The sequence below is a fragment of the Saccharomonospora xinjiangensis XJ-54 genome, assembly GCF_000258175.1.
Taxonomy (GTDB): Bacteria; Actinomycetota; Actinomycetes; order Mycobacteriales; family Pseudonocardiaceae; genus Saccharomonospora; species Saccharomonospora xinjiangensis.
The window spans coordinates 3,144,282-3,159,701 of the sequence record NZ_JH636049.1 but is presented as its reverse complement, the minus strand read 5'-3'; the positions used below and the strand labels follow the sequence as shown (position 1 = coordinate 3,159,701).

The window sequence follows — 15,420 nt, the reverse complement described above, 5'->3', positions numbered from 1 at the left end:
GGAAGGGGGTGATGGGTTTTGTCGTTGGCGTATTGCCCGGCGTGTCATTGCGATGGCTGGTTGTATCGGCACTCGGGTGATCAGTACTGCAAGAAATTCCGTTCCTCGGCGCTGCCCGAGGAGGTGTGACCTGGCAGGAGGTGGTCACGGTGGGTTTCCACGGTTCGTGTTGCTTGGTGGTGGGGCACGGTGTGACGGTTGTTGGAAGGGAGGTTGTGAGGGGTGGATCTGCGTAAGGGTGCGTTGCGGCGTAATACTGCGGCGGTGCAGCGGTTGAAGCGGATCGCGGACACGATTGACGAACTCGACCGGGATTTGGATCGGGTTGAGTTTCTGGAAGGTGACATTGTCGAGAAGAAGGATTTCGACACCGCGACTGATCTGGCTGGGAAGGTTCGGTCGGCGTTGCGGATGGTGCGTGGTGAGATCGGTAAGAAGTCGGGCGGGAATGTGGCGAAGGGATACAAGAAGTGATGGCGCGGGGTGATGGTGTGCACTCCACGGTGCGGCGGATCGACGCGACGATGCTTGCGCTGGTGTCCACGTTGCGTCAGCTCGGGGTCCCGAAGGGGATGGGGACGTCGCTGAACAAGCTGCGGAACACGGTGGGTGATCTGGTCGCGCACCTGGAGATGACGCAGCGCCGGAACTGATCCGGCGACATAACGACTCGGCACGGGGCATCGGGCCTCCCTTTGCAGCGGGCTCGGTGCCCCTTCTTTTGTGCGCGATGTGGGAGGTGAGACGAGGAATGCGGGACACGCGAGTGGGCGTGCATCGGACGCCGGTCCGGTCGGCGGCGCGGTTTGTGGCGCGGCATCCACGATCGACGGGCTCGGTGGTGGTGCTGAACTCGGCGGGCTTGTGGGCTGGGTATCAGGCGGTGCTCATGGCGGCTGGTGTGGCGGTGGTGGCTGGGGTGTCGTGGCGGCTGCTGGATCAGCCGACGTTTGACCGGTTCGCCGGTCGGCTGCTGCGGGCGTGGTGGCGGCGCTGGCTGGTCTACCAACGCCAGTGGCAGCGGGTGGTCTTCGCCTGCAACCTCACCACGACCGACCACCGCGGGAACACGCTGGTGCCGAAGCTGCTGCGGGTGCGGTCGGCGTGGGTGTGGGATTCCCTGCACATCCGCCTGGCGAAGGGGCAGCAACCGGAGGACTTCGAAGAGGTTTTGGGTCGGTTGGCCATGGCGTTCAAGGCTCGTGCGGCGGCGGTGCGGCTGCTCAAGCCAGGAAAGATCGCTTTGGATTTCCAGCGGCGGGAGCCGTTCGACGAGATGCTCGTCCCCTTGCCTGAGCTGGGCGAGACGGCCGACGAGGTTGACTTGGGCAAGCTGGTGATCGGGCGGGATGAGTACGGCCGCGACTTCGGGCTGAATCTGCACGACAAGGATCTGCACATCCTCCTGGGCGGGGAGACCGGCGCGGGTAAGGGCTCGTGGTTGTGGGCGCTGCTGCGCACCCTGGCTCCGCTGCTGAGGGCTGGTCATGCGCGGTTGTGGGTGATCGACCCGAAGGGCGGCATGGAGTTCAGCGCCGGACGGCCGCTGTTTCACCGCTTCGCCGACAACGAGCGTGACGGCCTGGCGCTGCTGGCCGAGTACGTCGAAACCCTCGACCGCACGAAACTCCAGCTCGGTCGCGGCGGCCACCGCACGGCCACCCCGTCGGCGGACACACCACTGGAAGTGCTGATCATCGACGAGTTGGCAGCGCTGACCGCCTACGGCTCCCGCGACATCGTCCGTGCCGCCGAACCACTGCTGAGCAAGGCCTTGACGCAGTACCGGGCGGTGCTCGGGCGAGTGATCGCGGCGACGCAGGAACCGGACAAGAACACCGTCCCGATGCGGGGTTTGTTCCCCACCCGTATCGCTCTGCGGCTCGCCTCGGCGTCCTATGTGGACATGTGCCTTGGGGAAGGCATGCGGGACATGGGCGCACTGGCGGACAAGATTCCCGCCTACCTGCCCGGTGTGGCGTATGTGAAGAAAGACGGCCGACGCGAACCCCTGCGGGTCCGTGCCGCCTACACCTCCGATGACGACATCGCCGAGCTCGTGCGGTTCTGCACCAGCACCGACGCGGCCGTCATCCCCCTCCACCGCGACACCACCACTACGGCGACGCCACCGGCTGAGTCCTCCGCCACGGCCGACGCGGTCGATTTCACCGCCTGGGAAGTCGAGGACGAGGACGTCGAGGAGATCCCGGAAGACGAATGGACCGAAGGCGACGAAGACATCGCCTGACAACCGACACAGCAAGGAGCCAACCATGACCATGCACAGCCTGTCCGAACTGCTTGATCACCGGCTGCCCTACGACGGCCCCCATGGGCCGGACACGGTGCTAGAAGCGGCGCGGGGGTTGCGGGAGCTGGTCCGCTACCTCAACAACGCCACCGGCCCCGGCAACGGTACGCAGACACTGCCCAACGCACCCACCGTGGATTGGGTGCTGTCGAACGTGGCCACGGCGGTCAGCGGCCTCGACCAGCTCTTCCAGCAGCTCATCACGGCGCTGGAACACCATGCAGATCAGGCCAGCCTCTACGACGACCGCCGCGACCGCCCCGGCGCACACACCGCAAGGCAAGCCATCGCCAATCTCGTGTGGTGCCGCGCCACTACCGACCAGCTCACGAGGGAAATGCAGCAGGCAGCCGCGTTGACCTCACACCTCGGACACGACCTGACCGACTGATCCACACCGATCACACGAAACGGCCCGCCCGGTTTCCCCTGGCAGAGACTTCCGGGCGGGCCTACCCCTACAGAAGAGGCAGGTTCCATGCTGGCAGAAATCGCACTCGTCGTCACCACAACCACCACCCTGAGCACCGGCTTCGGTGCCTACCGGCTGCGGCGCAAGCTGCGCACCGATCCACTCACCGGCTTGGGCAACCGGCTCGCGCTGGCGGAGGCGTTCGCTTGGGCTCGTCGCCGTTCACCTCTGGTGGCGGTGGCGCTCGGGGACATGAACGGGTTCAAGGCCATCAACGACACCCACGGCCATCGCTTCGGCGACCGCGTCTTGATCGAGGTCGCCGCGATCCTCCAGCGCACAGCATGCCGGAGGGAGCTGGTGGTGCGGCTGCACGGCGACGAGTTCGCCGTCCTCATCCCCTGTGACACCCCCGACCACGCCGCGCGACGGCTCGACACCTACCGGGCCGCTGTTGCGGCGCTGGATGAGGTCGAGGGCCAACCGATCACGGCATCCATGGCGCTCGGGGTCATCACAGCCCCGAGCGAATCCGCGGATCTGTCGGCGCTGCTCGCGTCGGCGGATGACCGCATGTACGGCGACAAACACACGCACAACTCCACACGGAAGGAACAACTGAAATGCAGATCCATCTCACCGGCAAAGGCGTCCTGATCAGCCTCCTGGTTCTGCTGATGGTGCTGGCCGTCCTCGGGGTGGTGTGGCTGATCAGTCCACCCTGGGCCATCGCGATCGGCCTGGTGCTGCTCGTCCTGGTCAAGGGCTTGTTCGCCCTGCTCAAACCCAGCGAATAGGAGAAAAATCGTGTCACCCGCAGACGACCGCACCCCCTCCGGCCGCACTCGGCGGGTGCGCAAGCTCGGCAAACGCATCTCCGAGGCTCGACGCCTGCGGGGCCTGGTCCGTGACCCTGACTTGCAGGCCGTCGAGCTGGAACGGCGGGGACGAAGGACACTGCTCGGCTTGTGGTTCTTCCTCGCCCTCGGCCTGGTCTATACCACCGAAGGGGTCCACGCGTTCCTCTCGGAGGGCACCACTCCGGCTGATCCGTTGTGGTGGGCCGCGTGGACGGTGGAGCCGATGTTCGCGGGCTTGCTGATCACTCTGCTGAACTTCGAATCGGTGATCCTGTCCCACGGCGTCGAACCGGATCACCGCTGGTGGTCGCGGCTCAAACACGTGCTCCTTGGATCGACGTTGGCGATGAACGTCCTCCCGCAACTCATGCCGCTGGCGCAAGGCCGGTGGGAGCGGTTCAACCTCGGGTCGCTGGCGGTGCACGCGATCATCCCGGTCATCGTCTACGGCATCGCCGAAGTCATCCCGGTCATCCAGGCCCGGCAACGCGAGATCGTCCTCGCCGTCTACGCCCAGGCCGACCACCACGAGGCGACAACCACACCGGAACCCGAACCGACGCGGAAGCCAGCACCGGAACCAGCAACACCGGAGCCGAAGCCGGTGGTCTCGGAGCCTGAGCCAGCAACGGCATCGACGTTGGCGTCTGCGCCTCGACTGGCACCGGCACCGCCTCGTAAGGCTCCCGTGTTGGGGAAGTTGCCGGGTTCGCTGCGGGACACCGTGACCGGCCTGGCGACGTCGGTGCATCAGCAGGGACGCCAGGTGACCGCTGAGGACATCACTCAACGGGTCGCGCTGCCAGAGCAGATGGTGACCGCGCTAGTGGAAGAGCTGAACACCACGGTGAACGGGTACCACCCCGCGCCTGCTTGATCACCCGAACTCGCTGACTCCCTTGGGGGGCGGGGCACACATCGACTCGCGGTGTGCGCTTCGCCCCCTTTCTCATGCCTGAAAGGAGGACCTCACATCGTGCTGACGCTGGACGATCGTCTTGCCGCTCGTTTGCGGGCGGCGGACTACAAGACCTGGCGCGAGAAAGTGATGTCCGTCAACGGTTGTGCTCGGCCGATCCGGCTGACCGGTGCGCATCAGCTTCGTGATGCCTCTACGGGGCTTGTGGTGCATCACTACGGGGGCAGCATCTTCGCTCCGTGCGGCAACCGGCGCGAGACCGTGTGCCCGGCCTGCTCGGACCGTTACGCGGCTGATGCGTTCCATTTGATCCGGGCGGGCCTGTGCGGCGGCGACAAGGGGGTTCCGGAGGCGGTGACGGAGCATCCTCGGGTGTTCGTCACCCTGACCGCACCGAGCTTCGGTCGGGTCCACACTCGGCGGGTGTCTCGGCGGGGTCGGGTGATGCCTTGCGGCTGCGGCCACTCCCACTACCGCGAGGACGACCCCCGCCTCGGCACCCCCCTCGATCCCGAGACCTACGACTACGAAGCCGCGGTGCTCTGGCAGGCACATGCCGGGAAGCTGTGGCACCGCTTCACGGTGCGGCTGCGACGTGAGCTCGCCTCCCGCGCGGGTCTACGGGTCCGGGACTTCCCCGACCACGCCCGGCTGTCGTACAGCAAGGTCGCCGAGTACCAGCGGCGCGGGCTGGTGCACTTCCACGCCCTGGTGCGCCTCGACGGCCCTGACGGACCCACCGACCGCGCTCCCTCGTGGGCTTCCAGCGCCTTGCTTTCCGATGCGATCACGGCGGCGGCCGGTGGCACGGTCGTGACCACCACACGCCCCAACGGCACCCGGTTGTCGCTGATGTGGGGCGACCAGCTCGACATCCGCCCCGTCGAACATGAGGACACTGAGACCGGCGAGGGGATCGGGGAACGGGCGTTGGCGGGCTACATCGCCAAGTACGCCACCAAAGGCACCGGCACCGTCGAAGGCGCCGACCACCCCCTCCGTTCCGAACTCGACATTGACCACCTGCGGATCTCCGAGCATCACCGGCGCATGATCCGCACCTGCTGGGACCTCGGCGGCCTTGACGAGTACGCGGAGCTGAACCTGCGCAGGTGGGCGCACATGCTCGGATTCCGCGGCCACTTCCTCACCAAGTCCCGCGCCTACTCCACCACCTTCAAGCAGATTCGCGCCGACCGGCGGGCCTTCCGCCTGGCTGAGGCCCTCGACCGCCTCGACCTCGACCCCGAGAACGTGCTCGTCGTCAACGACTGGGCGTTCACCGGCTCCGGCTACCGCAACGACGCTGAACGCGAACTCGCCCTCGGCATCGCCGAACGACTCCGCACCCAACGACAGCAGAAGTACCGAGAGGAGAACACCCGATGAGCTCGAAGCTCTGGACCATCACCGACCTCGCCGACTACCTCGGCGTCCCCGTCAACACCCTCTACCAATGGCGCACCAAAGGCTACGGACCACAAGGCCGACGCATCGGCAAATACGTCCGCTACCGACCCGAAGACGTCGAAACCTGGGTCGCGCAGCAGGGGGAGTGCTGATGGGGCGTCCGCCGTTGGAGATCGGTACCCACGGGAAGATCCGTTTTTCTCCGACGAAGACCGGCTTCCGTGCTCGTGCGAGTTTTCGCGGCTATGACGGTCGGGTCCGGGACGTCGAACGTGTGGGCAGGAGCAAGGCGAAGGCTGAGCAGGCGCTGAAGCGCGCGATTCAGCAGGAGCTACAGACTCCGAGTGGCAGTGAGATCACGGCGAAGACCCGTTTCAGCACGGTCGCCGAACTCTGGCTTGCTTGGCAGGAGCGTCGTGTCGCTGCGGGGGAACGGGCCGTGGGTACCTTGGACAACTACCGCAGCATGTTGAAGAACCACGTTCTCCCGGCGCTCGGTGAGTTGCGGCTGTCGGAGGTGACCGTGCCGCGGCTCGATCGCTTCTTCCCGGAGTTGATCACGCAAACGAGCGCTGCTCATGCGATCACGGCTCGCGCGGTTGTCAGCGGCATCCTTCGCTACGCCGCTCGTCATGGAGCGATCACGGGGAACCCGGTCCGAGACATCGAGCCCATCGAAGGTGGAGCACGGAAGCGGTCGCGTGCGCTCACTCCGGCAGAGCGCCGCGAGTGGCTTGCCCAGCTCGAACAGGATCCGACGGCACGGCGACACGATTTGCCCGATCTGACGCGGTTCATGATGGCGACGGGCGTCCGGATCGGTGAGGCGCTCGCACTGTACTGGGAGGATATCGACCTCGATCGAGGCCTCGTGCGCATTGAATGGACCGTTGTCCGGGTCCGGGGTGCCGGGCTACGGCGGACGCCTCCGAAGACGCAGTCAAGCGAACGGACGCTGGTGGTGCCTGTGTGGGCGTTGGAGATGCTCCGTCGGCGGTATGCGACAGCGGTTGCCGAGAACCGGCCACCCGCGAGTCCGGTGTTCCCGGATTCGCTTGGCGGTCTGCGGGATCCCTCCAACACCCGACGTGCCTTCCGGGAGGCTCGTGGCAGTGGTGACTTCGCGTGGGTGACGTCGCACGTGTTCCGCAAGACGGCGGCGACGATCCTCGACGAGGCGAAGCTCACCGCGCGTGAGATCGCGGACCAGCTTGGTCACGCCAAGCCATCCATGACGCAGGATGTGTACCTCGGTCGCGGAGTGGCGTCGCCTCGGGCGGCAGAGGCGTTGGAGTCGCTCGCGCTGAGCGACTACCGACCCAATTCCGGGGGTAAACCGGGGATCTGATCTTCGGCCGTTCCGCCGGGAAGGCTCCGACCAGCACCGTTGGTGCCCCCGACGGGACTCGAACCCGCACTGCGTCGATTTTAAGTCGATTGCCTCTGCCGATTGGGCTACGGGGGCACGATCTACTCTATGCCCCCGCCACCACCTACGAGCGCGATGCCCTGGCGAACTCTTCCTTCGGGTTGTTGATCTGTCCCAACGAGACCGTTTCGCGCTTGAACAGACCGCCGAGCGTCCAGCCGAGCAGGATCCTGACCTTGCGGTTGAAGGTCGGCATCGCCTTGACGTGGTAGGCGCGGTGGAACAGCCACGCCGGGAAGCCCTTGATCTTCAGATTCATGGCATCGGCGACGCCCTTGTGCAGGCCGAGACCCGCCACCGCGCCGAGGTTCTTGTGGTAGTAGTCCTTCGGCGTTCCGCCACGCAGTGCGCGGATGATGTTGTTGGCCAGATGCCGCGCCTGGCGCACCGCGTGCTGGGCGTTGGGCGGGCAGGTGGCCGTCGGGTCGTTCTCGGTGCGCGACAGGTCGGGCACCGCGGCGACATCGCCCGCCGTCCAGACGTCGGGATGGCCCACCACCTGCAACGCCGCCGTCGCCTGGAGCCTGCCCCGCTTGTCGGTGGGCAGGTCGGAGTTGGCGAGCACCGGGTTCGCCTTCACACCGGCGGTCCAGATGATCGTGTCGCTGTCGAACTCCGTGCCGTCGGAGAGGACGACGTGCCCGTTCTCGAACGACTTCGCCGCCGTCGAGAGATAAACCTCGATGCCGCGCTTCTCCAGCTGCTCCGCTGTCCAGACACCGAGGGTTTCGCGCACCTCGGGCAGGATGCGGCCCGCAGCCTCCACGAGCACCCACCGGATGTCCTCCGGCTCGATGTTTTCGTAGTAGCGGCAGGCGTCGCGAGTCATGTCCTCCAGTTCGGCCAGCGCTTCGATGCCCGCGAAGCCGCCGCCGACGACGGTGAACGTGAGCAGCCGCTTGCGCAGCTCGGGATCGAGCGTGCTCGCCGCCTCGTCCAGCTTCGTCAGGACGTGGTTGCGCAGATAGATGGCCTCGCCGATGGTCTTGAACGCGATGCCGTGCTCGGCGAGCCCCGGAATCGGCAGCAGCCGCGCCACGGAGCCGAGCGCGACCACGAGCACGTCGTAGTTGAGTTGCTCGACATGGCCGTCGGCCGCCTCGACCGTGACCGCTTTACGGTTGTGCTCGATGGACGTCACCCTGGCGGTGAGGATATGGCAGCGCCGGAGCACCCTGCGCAGCGGAACGACCACGTGACGCGGCTCGATGGACCCCGCAGCGGCTTCCGGAAGGAAGGGCTGGTAGGTCATGTGCGGCTGCGGATCGACGACGGTCACGGAAGCCTCGTTGGCCCGCAGCTTCTTCTGTAGCCCGAGGGCCGTGTACAAGCCGACGTATCCGCCACCGAGGATCAGGATCCGCGTCGGTTCCGACTTGACTGCCATACGTCCATAGTTGCACCGACGTACGGCTGGTGTTAGCTACCCCTCCTTGGCTGTGACCAGCGTCGCCACACTACGCAAACGATTCAGTTGGCCCCGCTGGGCGAATGCCGTCGTTGTGCCTTCGCTGTCCCCACCCCGGCCGTGCGGCGCCGCTTCAGGCGGTCCTTCTGTCCGTCGTCACTGCTATACGTTCGGCATGCAGTCTGCGAACCGCGAGTTGCCCGAGCCCCCGTATTACATTGCCGTCTTCACCTCCCGGCTGAGCCCGAACACCGACGGCTACAGCGACACGGCTGAACGAATGAATCGGCTCGCCTCGGAACAGCCCGGCTTCCTCGGTATGGACTCCGTTCGCGACGGGCTGGGCATCACGGTCTCGTACTGGCGCGACGAGGAATCCATCGCCGCATGGCGGCGCCATGCCGAACACACCATCGCCCGCGAGACCGGCCGCCAGCGGTGGTACGACAGTTTCGAGGTTCACGTCGCCGAGGTGAAGCGCCGCTACGGTTTCCGGCGTGCACCGGAGGGTTCAGCCGAGCACGACCGGTGACCGGCGCCGCTTCGCTGCCCTCCAGCACCGGCGGGACAGGCGTCAGGCATCCCGGTTCCCTTCGGTGGCCGTCAACCCCACCAACCCCGCCAGCCCCTTCGCCTGTTCCAGCACCGCGCGCAGCATCGCGGGCGTCAGCTTGCCGGTGAACGTGTTCTGCTGCGAGACGTGGTAGCAGCCGAGCAGGTGCAGCGGGGTGGGGCCGTCGAGGGTGATGTGGACGTCGTGGCCGAACTTCGGTCTCGGCCTTGGGATCGTCCACCCGGCTTCGGCGAGCACGGGCAGCAACGCCTGCCAGCCGAACGCTCCGAGCACCACCACCGCTTTCAGCGTCGGGCGCAGCAAGGCGAGTTCGTCGGCGAGCCAGTGGCGGCAGGTGTCGCGTTCGCCCGGCGTCGGCTTGTTCGCGGGCGGCGCGCAGTGCACGGGCGCTGTGATGCGGGTGCCGCGCAAGGTGAGGCCGTCGTCGCGGTGTGTCGCGGTCGGCTGCGAGGCGAGCCCCACGTCGTAGAGGGCCTTGAAGAGAACGTCCCCCGACCGGTCGCCGGTGAACATGCGGCCCGTCCTGTTTCCGCCGTGCGCGGCGGGCGCGAGCCCCACGATCGCCAGCGCCGCGTCGTCGGGCCCGAAACCCGGCACGGGACGGCCCCAGTAGGTCTGGTCGGCGAACGCCGCGCGCTTCGTCCTCGCCACGTGCTCCCGCCACTCCACCAGACGCGGGCACGCGCGGCACTCGCTCACAGCGGCGTCGAGCTGGGCCAACGACTTCCAGGAAGCGCTCACCGCACCATTGTGCCGTGACCTACGTTGTCCGTATGCCAGACAAGATCAGTGAGGCCACGCAGGACACCTCCGCGAAGGCCGGGGAATCCAAGGCCGAACCACGTGACGACATGGTCACGACCCACCACACCCTGTCACTCGCCGACCGCGAGCTCGCCTACACCGCCACCACCGGCCGCATCGTGCTGCGCAAGGAAGTGCTCAAGGACGGCGCCTTCGACGGCCACCAGCCGAAGGCCGAGGTGTTCCTCACCTCGTACACGCTCGACGGGGCCGACCCGGCTTCGCGACCGGTGACGTTCGCGTTCAACGGGGGTCCCGGCTCGTCCAGCATCTGGCTGCACATGGGCCTTTTCGGGCCGCGCCGCGTGGTGTCGGGCGACGTCGATGCCCCGGAACCGCCTCCGTATCGGCTCGCGGACAACACCGAGACACTGCTCGCGCACAGCGACCTCGTGTTCATCGACCCCGTGTCCACGGGTTACTCACGCGCCGTCGAGGGGGAGAAACCGAAGGACTATCACGGCTTCACGCCCGATGTCGAGGCCGTCGGCGAGGTGATCCGGCTGTGGACGTCGCGCAACGAACGGTGGCTTTCGCCGAAGTTCGTGGCCGGTGAGTCCTACGGCACCGTGCGCGCCGCCGCGCTGGCGTCCCATCTCCAGCAGCGGCACGGCCTCTACCTCAACGGCCTCATGTTGATCTCCTCCGTGCTCGATCTCGGCACCGTGATGTTCCATGAGGGCAACGACCTGCCCTACTCGCTGTACGTGCCGACGTACGCGGCGATCGCCCACTACCACGGAAAGCACGGCGACAGGCCGCTCGACGAGGTGCTGGCTGAGGCGGAGGAATTCGCCTCACGCGACCTCCCGTGGGCGCTGTCGCGCGGGAACCGGCTTTCCGAAGACGAACGCGCCGACATCGTCGCGAGGCTCGCCCGCCTCACCGGCCTCACCGAGTCCTATGTGGATCGCGTGGACCTCCGTATCGAACACGTGCGGTTCTTCACCGAGTTGTTGCGCGACAAGGGGTTGACGACGGGCCGCATGGACGGCCGGTTCACCACGTGGGAGCCCGACGGCGGGCGCGAGCACATGAGCGACGACGCCTCGATCTCCCGGATCATCGGCGCGTACTCCGCGACGTTCAACCACTACGTGCGCGGCGAACTCGGCTACGCCAACGACCTGCCGTACGAGATCCTGTCGCTCGACGTCAACAAGGAATGGTCCTACTCGGACTTCGAGGGCAGGCCGATCTCCGTGGTGGGTGATCTCTCCTCCGCCATGCGCGCCAACCCGCATCTGAAGGTCCACGTCGCCTTCGGTTACTACGACGGCGCGACCCCGCACTACGCGGCCGAGCACGTCATCGCGCGCCTTCAGATCCCGGAGAACCTGCGGGCCAACATCGACACGGCCTACTACCCGGCGGGACACATGATGTACGTGCACGAGGAATCGCGGATTCAGCAGTCGCGAGACCTCGCGGAATTCGTGCGGGCCAGCGCGAACAGGTAACCAGGGCTGTCACAGGCGAGGACGGTCGTGGGACGGATAGGGGACACGCGCGGTGATGTGACCCCATGTCCCACGACCGCACCCCCGACCTCCGGTCCACTCGACGGCACGGTGTCCGGCCCAGGCACTCGCGTCAGCCCGGCGTGGTGAAGCACACGAGGGTCGAATCCTCGTTCACCAGCAACGACCAGTACGGGTTGGCGTCGTACTCGCTCTGTACGCAGTGATCCGTACTGGCGTTCGCAGGGGCCGCATAGACGGCCGAGACGACGAGGACGGTGTCGTACGGCTGGGGCACGCTGTCCGCGTCGCAGTCCACAGCGGTGCTCGTGCCGAGGGAGGAGATGCCACCGTTGCCGTCGCTCTCCGCGAGAGCGCAATACCGTGGCACCCACACTCGTTCGAGGCAGATCGTCGTTTCGCCCGAGGCGCCGGAGTAGCTCCACCAGGTGTGCCCGGGCCCCGTCCCGCATTCGCCGCTGCTGTTGCCGACGTGCGTGACCTGGAACAGCCCGCCGTAACTCGAACCGCACGACACAGGAGCAGGCGGCTCCGAGTGGCTCCATTCGTTTCCGTAGCCCGTCATGTAGACGGGAAGGCAGCTGCCCACCTCGACCGACCGGAAAGCTTCCTCGGTGGTGTCGAAAGCCGACGTGGTGGGTTCCGGAACGTGGACAGGTGACGGCGACCCGGCTTCCTCGTCGGGGCCGACGTTGATGTCGGGGCCTAGGTCGATGTCGGGGCCTAGGTCGATGTCGGGGCCTAGGTCGATGTCGGGGCCGACGTCGATATTGGGACCGGCATCGATGTTGAGTCCGCTATCGGAGTCCCTGTCGTGCTTGCGGCCGCACCCGCTCAGAACGACGGCCAGCACGAGACCGACCACGCCCACCCACCGCCACCGCCGATGCGTTCCGCTCGTGCTCATGACATCTCCCAGAGAACGCCTGCCCCGATCACGCATGCCATCCAGGTAGGATGCCGGATCCTGGCCTGCGAGAGCGCGCTTCTCGCGTTCCTGTTCCCCGGCTGTGCGAGTTCAGCGGATTCGGTGGCTTGGGTGGGTTCGGCGGGTTCGGTGGGTTCGGTTGTCAGCGGGGTTGGCGCCGTCGGCTCGAAGCGGCGACCGGCGTGCGCGGGCTGCCGACACGTGTGCGTGAGGTGCCACCGCCCGTGCACAGGATGCGAACACTGGTGCGGATTCTGCCGGCACGTGTGCGCTGGCTGCCGACACGCGCGCGAGAAGTGCCAACACGCGGGCATGAGGTGCCAACACCCGTTCACAGGGTGCGGACACGCGGGTTGACTCAGGCCAGGGAGAGCGCGATGCCGTCGAGGATGTCGTGCTCGCTCACCACGAGCGGATCGGCGGGGCCACCGCGCTGGGCGATCTGCTCGGCGAGGACACGCACCACGAGCCCGCCACCGCCGATGACGTCCACCCTGCCGGGGTGGATCACCGGGTTCGCCGCTCGGGTCTCGTGGTCGGAGACCAGCAACTCACCGACCACCGTGTCCAGATCGGCGCGGGCCAGACTCGACAGGTGTGTGCGCTCCGAGTCGTACTCCGGGAGCTTCTGCGCGATCGCCGACAATGTCGTGACCGTGCCTGCGACCCCGATCCACCGGCGGGCCTTCGACACGTCCACCGACTCGAACGCGGGCTCCAGCGTGCGCACGACGACGTCTTCCGCCTCGGCGATCTCCTCGGCGGTCGGGGGATCTGACCGCAGGGTGCGCTCCGTCAGTCGCACACATCCGATGTCCACCGACCGTGCCGCCCACACGTCGGCCGCGCGGCCGTCCCACGTGCCCAGCACCAGTTCGGTCGAGCCACCGCCGACGTCCACGACGAGGAAAGGACCGTCGTCGGGATCCTGCTCCCCCACCGCGCCCGCGAACGAAAGCCGGGCCTCCTCGTCGCCGCTGATCACCTCTGCCTCGGTGCCGAGCAGCTCGCGTGTCATCGCGAAGAATTCGTCGCGGTTACTCGCATCCCGGGTCGCGGAGGTCGCCACCATGCGCAACCGCTCGACACCCTTGCGGCGCGCTGCGACGGCGTACGCCTTCAGCGCTTCCCGTGTCCGTTCCAGCGCCTCGGGCGCGAGCCTTCCCGTGGCATCGACACCCTGACCGAGACGCACGATGCGCATCTCCCGGTGCAGATCCCGCAGGTCCACACTCCCGTCGTGGCGATGCGTGAGTTCGGCGACGAGCAGGCGGATGGAGTTGGTACCGCAGTCGATGGCAGCTACCCGTGGCATGCCACCAACCCTAACCGTCCTCGGCGTCCTGCTCCTTGGTGGCCGACTCCTGCCCCGGCGATGTGCTCTCGTCCGGGGTCTCCCTGTCGGTTTCCTCGTCACCGCACGGCGTTTCGTCCGAATCCTCGCCGCCGACGGAGTCGTCACCGTCGGCGGGGTCGGTGGAGCCGGAGCTGTCCGTGGTGGGCGAAGTCGTGGTCGGCGTCGTTGTAGGTGTCGTCGTGGGTGTCGTGGTCGGGTCCGAGTTGAGTTGCTCCGCCTCGGTCTCCGTTGCCTCGCCGTCCTCGGGCGCGGGTTCGTCGGTCTCCTCAGTCCCGCCTTCCGGATCGCAATCGGGGTCCGGCTCGGTTGGGTCCGTCGGGGGATCCGTCGGGTCGCTCGGGTCGGTCGGAGGGTCGGTCGGAGGGTTGGTCGGGGGGTCGGTCGGAGGGTTGGTCGGGGGGTCGGTTGGGGGGTCGGTCGGAGGGTCGGTCGGGCCAGTGCCAGGCGTCCCGGGATCACTCGGGCCCGTCGGGGGGGTCCCATCGGTGCCGCCGGGCGTACCCGGTTTCGTCGATCCGTCCGGCAGCGTGGGGTCCGACTCGGAACCACCCGGCTTCGACGTCCCCGGCTTCCCAGCTCCGGATTTCGGCGGTTCGGTCGGCCGCGAACCGCCCGACGGCGGCTGAGCACCCGAGGACACGTCGTAGCCGGGGCCGGGTCCGTGCGCGAGCAGTGTCTCGGGCACGGCAGAAGGAAGGTCGCTGTCCGGCAGCGTCAGCACTCCACTGCGATACGCCTTGGCCCATCGGATCACCGTGTCCACATACGCCCACGAGTTGTTGTATCGGTAGATCGCGGTGCGCAACTGTTCGCTGTCGGACAGGTCGAAGTCACCCGAGCAGAGATACCGCCCCGCGGCCAGGGCGGCGTCGTGGATGTTGTTCGGGTCGGTGATGCCGTCGTCGTTGCCGTCTGCCGCGTAGTGCGCCCATGTAGAGGGGATGAACTGCATCGGGCCGACCGCGCGGTCCCACGTCGTGTCACCGTCGTGCCTGCCGCCATCGGTGTCGGCGATCGCGGCCACGTTGCCCTTGCCGTCGAGCACAGGGCCGAGAATGGTTTCGAGCGTGTCACCGGCCGTATCGACGTATCCGCCGCGAGCGTGGTTGGACTCGATGCGCCCGATGCTAGCGAGCAACGCCCAGTCGATGTTGCAGCCCGGATACTCGGTTGCCAGCTTTTCCGCCGCGCGCCGGTAGGCATCGAGCGCCGATTCCGGGATACCGAGAGAGCCGGTGTCCGGCTCGGAGTGCACGCTCAGTTCCTCGGGCGTCACCGCGTCCGGCAGACTGCCGTCCACCGAGATCGGCCCGAACGCGGAGGGCCTGCCTGCCACCGGACCCTGCGCGGGACGTTCCTGCCCTGCTGCCAGGTTCAACCATCGCGCGGTGGAGTCGCTGACGACGAGTACGGGGAGTACGGCCAGCGAGCCTGTGAGCACCGCGATCGTGGCCTTTCGCCCGATCCCGGAACGCCCCTGCGCGCCGGTCCCTCCGTCAGCACCCAAGATCGATCCTCCCGCCG

At 67.2% G+C, this 15,420-nt stretch carries 17 protein-coding genes and 1 tRNA gene; 12 read left to right on the top strand and 6 right to left on the bottom strand.

Annotated features, from left to right (window positions below; all coding sequences use genetic code 11):
• The first annotated feature begins 222 nt into the window (after window positions 1–222).
• The 10 genes from SACXIDRAFT_RS14270 to SACXIDRAFT_RS14230 all read left to right on the top strand — a co-directional run bounded on the left by SACXIDRAFT_RS14270 (window position 223) and on the right by SACXIDRAFT_RS14230 (window position 7,263).
• Window positions 223–474 (top strand): hypothetical protein, encoded by a 252-nt coding sequence (locus SACXIDRAFT_RS14270; RefSeq protein ID WP_006239276.1) that lies wholly within the window; start codon window positions 223–225, stop codon window positions 472–474.
• The gene (locus tag SACXIDRAFT_RS14265; protein ID WP_006239275.1) at window positions 474–653 is read left to right on the top strand and encodes a hypothetical protein; all 180 of its coding nucleotides are present in this window, start codon (window positions 474–476) and stop codon (window positions 651–653) included. The genes SACXIDRAFT_RS14270 and SACXIDRAFT_RS14265 overlap by 1 nt, the downstream gene beginning before the upstream one ends.
• A 98-nt stretch (window positions 654–751) precedes the next feature.
• Window positions 752–2,251, top strand: coding sequence for an FtsK/SpoIIIE domain-containing protein (locus tag SACXIDRAFT_RS14260; protein ID WP_006239274.1), 1,500 nt, complete (start codon window positions 752–754; stop codon window positions 2,249–2,251).
• Window positions 2,252–2,276: 25 nt separating this feature from the next.
• The gene (locus tag SACXIDRAFT_RS14255) at window positions 2,277–2,705 is read left to right on the top strand and encodes a hypothetical protein (RefSeq protein ID WP_006239273.1); all 429 of its coding nucleotides are present in this window, start codon (window positions 2,277–2,279) and stop codon (window positions 2,703–2,705) included.
• 87 nt (window positions 2,706–2,792) lie between these two features.
• Complete coding sequence (locus SACXIDRAFT_RS14250) at window positions 2,793–3,383, top strand: GGDEF domain-containing protein (RefSeq protein ID WP_006239272.1); 591 nt, start codon at window positions 2,793–2,795, stop codon at window positions 3,381–3,383.
• Window positions 3,350–3,523, top strand: coding sequence for a hypothetical protein (locus SACXIDRAFT_RS23325; RefSeq protein ID WP_006239271.1), 174 nt, complete (start codon window positions 3,350–3,352; stop codon window positions 3,521–3,523). Before SACXIDRAFT_RS14250 ends, SACXIDRAFT_RS23325 begins: the two co-directional genes overlap by 34 nt.
• A gap of 10 nt (window positions 3,524–3,533) precedes the next feature.
• Complete coding sequence (locus tag SACXIDRAFT_RS14245) at window positions 3,534–4,463, top strand: hypothetical protein (protein WP_006239270.1); 930 nt, start codon at window positions 3,534–3,536, stop codon at window positions 4,461–4,463.
• A gap of 99 nt (window positions 4,464–4,562) precedes the next feature.
• The gene (locus SACXIDRAFT_RS14240; RefSeq protein ID WP_006239269.1) at window positions 4,563–5,894 is read left to right on the top strand and encodes a replication initiator; all 1,332 of its coding nucleotides are present in this window, start codon (window positions 4,563–4,565) and stop codon (window positions 5,892–5,894) included.
• Window positions 5,891–6,067 carry a helix-turn-helix transcriptional regulator gene (locus SACXIDRAFT_RS14235; protein WP_006239268.1) on the top strand — a complete coding sequence of 59 codons (177 nt, stop codon included), beginning with the start codon at window positions 5,891–5,893 and terminating at the stop codon, window positions 6,065–6,067. The genes SACXIDRAFT_RS14240 and SACXIDRAFT_RS14235 overlap by 4 nt, the downstream gene beginning before the upstream one ends.
• Window positions 6,067–7,263 carry a tyrosine-type recombinase/integrase gene (locus SACXIDRAFT_RS14230; protein ID WP_006239267.1) on the top strand — a complete coding sequence of 399 codons (1,197 nt, stop codon included), beginning with the start codon at window positions 6,067–6,069 and terminating at the stop codon, window positions 7,261–7,263. The genes SACXIDRAFT_RS14235 and SACXIDRAFT_RS14230 overlap by 1 nt, the downstream gene beginning before the upstream one ends.
• 40 nt (window positions 7,264–7,303) lie before the next feature.
• Here SACXIDRAFT_RS14230 and SACXIDRAFT_RS14225 read toward each other — a convergent pair.
• Together SACXIDRAFT_RS14225 and SACXIDRAFT_RS14220 are read right to left on the bottom strand one after the other, a co-directional pair.
• Window positions 7,304–7,380, bottom strand: a tRNA-Leu gene (locus SACXIDRAFT_RS14225).
• 28 nt (window positions 7,381–7,408) lie between these two features.
• Window positions 7,409–8,731: an NAD(P)/FAD-dependent oxidoreductase gene (locus SACXIDRAFT_RS14220; protein WP_006239266.1), complete on the bottom strand. Its 1,323-nt coding sequence runs from the start codon at window positions 8,729–8,731 to the stop codon at window positions 7,409–7,411.
• 196 nt (window positions 8,732–8,927) lie between these two features.
• Here SACXIDRAFT_RS14220 and SACXIDRAFT_RS14215 point away from each other — a divergent pair, with 196 nt between their 5' ends.
• Entirely contained in the window at window positions 8,928–9,284 is a 357-nt protein-coding gene (locus SACXIDRAFT_RS14215) for an antibiotic biosynthesis monooxygenase family protein (RefSeq protein ID WP_006239265.1), read from the top strand.
• A gap of 42 nt (window positions 9,285–9,326) precedes the next feature.
• Here the strand turns inward: SACXIDRAFT_RS14215 and SACXIDRAFT_RS14210 are convergent, their stop codons facing one another.
• The gene (locus tag SACXIDRAFT_RS14210; protein WP_006239264.1) at window positions 9,327–10,067 is read right to left on the bottom strand and encodes a uracil-DNA glycosylase; all 741 of its coding nucleotides are present in this window, start codon (window positions 10,065–10,067) and stop codon (window positions 9,327–9,329) included.
• A gap of 32 nt (window positions 10,068–10,099) precedes the next feature.
• Between SACXIDRAFT_RS14210 and SACXIDRAFT_RS14205 the strand changes: the two genes are divergently transcribed.
• On the top strand, window positions 10,100–11,590 hold the full coding sequence (locus SACXIDRAFT_RS14205; protein WP_006239263.1) for a S10 family peptidase: 1,491 nt from the start codon (window positions 10,100–10,102) through the stop codon (window positions 11,588–11,590).
• 133 nt (window positions 11,591–11,723) lie between these two features.
• Here the strand turns inward: SACXIDRAFT_RS14205 and SACXIDRAFT_RS23320 are convergent, their stop codons facing one another.
• The 3 genes from SACXIDRAFT_RS23320 to SACXIDRAFT_RS14190 all read right to left on the bottom strand — a co-directional run bounded on the left by SACXIDRAFT_RS23320 (window position 11,724) and on the right by SACXIDRAFT_RS14190 (window position 15,403).
• Window positions 11,724–12,518: a hypothetical protein gene (locus SACXIDRAFT_RS23320; protein ID WP_006239262.1), complete on the bottom strand. Its 795-nt coding sequence runs from the start codon at window positions 12,516–12,518 to the stop codon at window positions 11,724–11,726.
• Window positions 12,519–12,897: 379 nt separating this feature from the next.
• Entirely contained in the window at window positions 12,898–13,854 is a 957-nt protein-coding gene (locus SACXIDRAFT_RS14195) for a Ppx/GppA phosphatase family protein (RefSeq protein ID WP_006239261.1), read from the bottom strand.
• Between the two features lie 10 nt (window positions 13,855–13,864).
• Window positions 13,865–15,403 carry a lytic transglycosylase domain-containing protein gene (locus SACXIDRAFT_RS14190; RefSeq protein ID WP_006239260.1) on the bottom strand — a complete coding sequence of 513 codons (1,539 nt, stop codon included), beginning with the start codon at window positions 15,401–15,403 and terminating at the stop codon, window positions 13,865–13,867.
• Between the last annotated feature and the right edge of the window lie 17 nt (window positions 15,404–15,420).

Bases quoted from the DNA above. Each gene is read 5' to 3' on its own strand.
- SACXIDRAFT_RS23325 (WP_006239271.1), top strand. From the start codon at position 3,350: ATGCAGATCCATCTCACCGGCAAAGGCGTCCTGATCAGCCTCCTGGTT.
- SACXIDRAFT_RS14260 (WP_006239274.1), top strand. From the start codon at position 752: ATGCGGGACACGCGAGTGGGCGTGCATCGGACGCCGGTCCGGTCGGCG.
- SACXIDRAFT_RS14250 (WP_006239272.1), top strand. From the start codon at position 2,793: ATGCTGGCAGAAATCGCACTCGTCGTCACCACAACCACCACCCTGAGC.
- SACXIDRAFT_RS14215 (WP_006239265.1), top strand. From the start codon at position 8,928: ATGCAGTCTGCGAACCGCGAGTTGCCCGAGCCCCCGTATTACATTGCC.
- SACXIDRAFT_RS14220 (WP_006239266.1), bottom strand. From the start codon at position 8,731: ATGGCAGTCAAGTCGGAACCGACGCGGATCCTGATCCTCGGTGGCGGA.
- SACXIDRAFT_RS14205 (WP_006239263.1), top strand. From the start codon at position 10,100: ATGCCAGACAAGATCAGTGAGGCCACGCAGGACACCTCCGCGAAGGCC.
- SACXIDRAFT_RS23320 (WP_006239262.1), bottom strand. From the start codon at position 12,518: ATGAGCACGAGCGGAACGCATCGGCGGTGGCGGTGGGTGGGCGTGGTC.
- SACXIDRAFT_RS14230 (WP_006239267.1), top strand. From the start codon at position 6,067: ATGGGGCGTCCGCCGTTGGAGATCGGTACCCACGGGAAGATCCGTTTT.
- SACXIDRAFT_RS14235 (WP_006239268.1), top strand. From the start codon at position 5,891: ATGAGCTCGAAGCTCTGGACCATCACCGACCTCGCCGACTACCTCGGC.
- SACXIDRAFT_RS14255 (WP_006239273.1), top strand. From the start codon at position 2,277: ATGACCATGCACAGCCTGTCCGAACTGCTTGATCACCGGCTGCCCTAC.
- SACXIDRAFT_RS14195 (WP_006239261.1), bottom strand. From the start codon at position 13,854: ATGCCACGGGTAGCTGCCATCGACTGCGGTACCAACTCCATCCGCCTG.
- SACXIDRAFT_RS14265 (WP_006239275.1), top strand. From the start codon at position 474: ATGGCGCGGGGTGATGGTGTGCACTCCACGGTGCGGCGGATCGACGCG.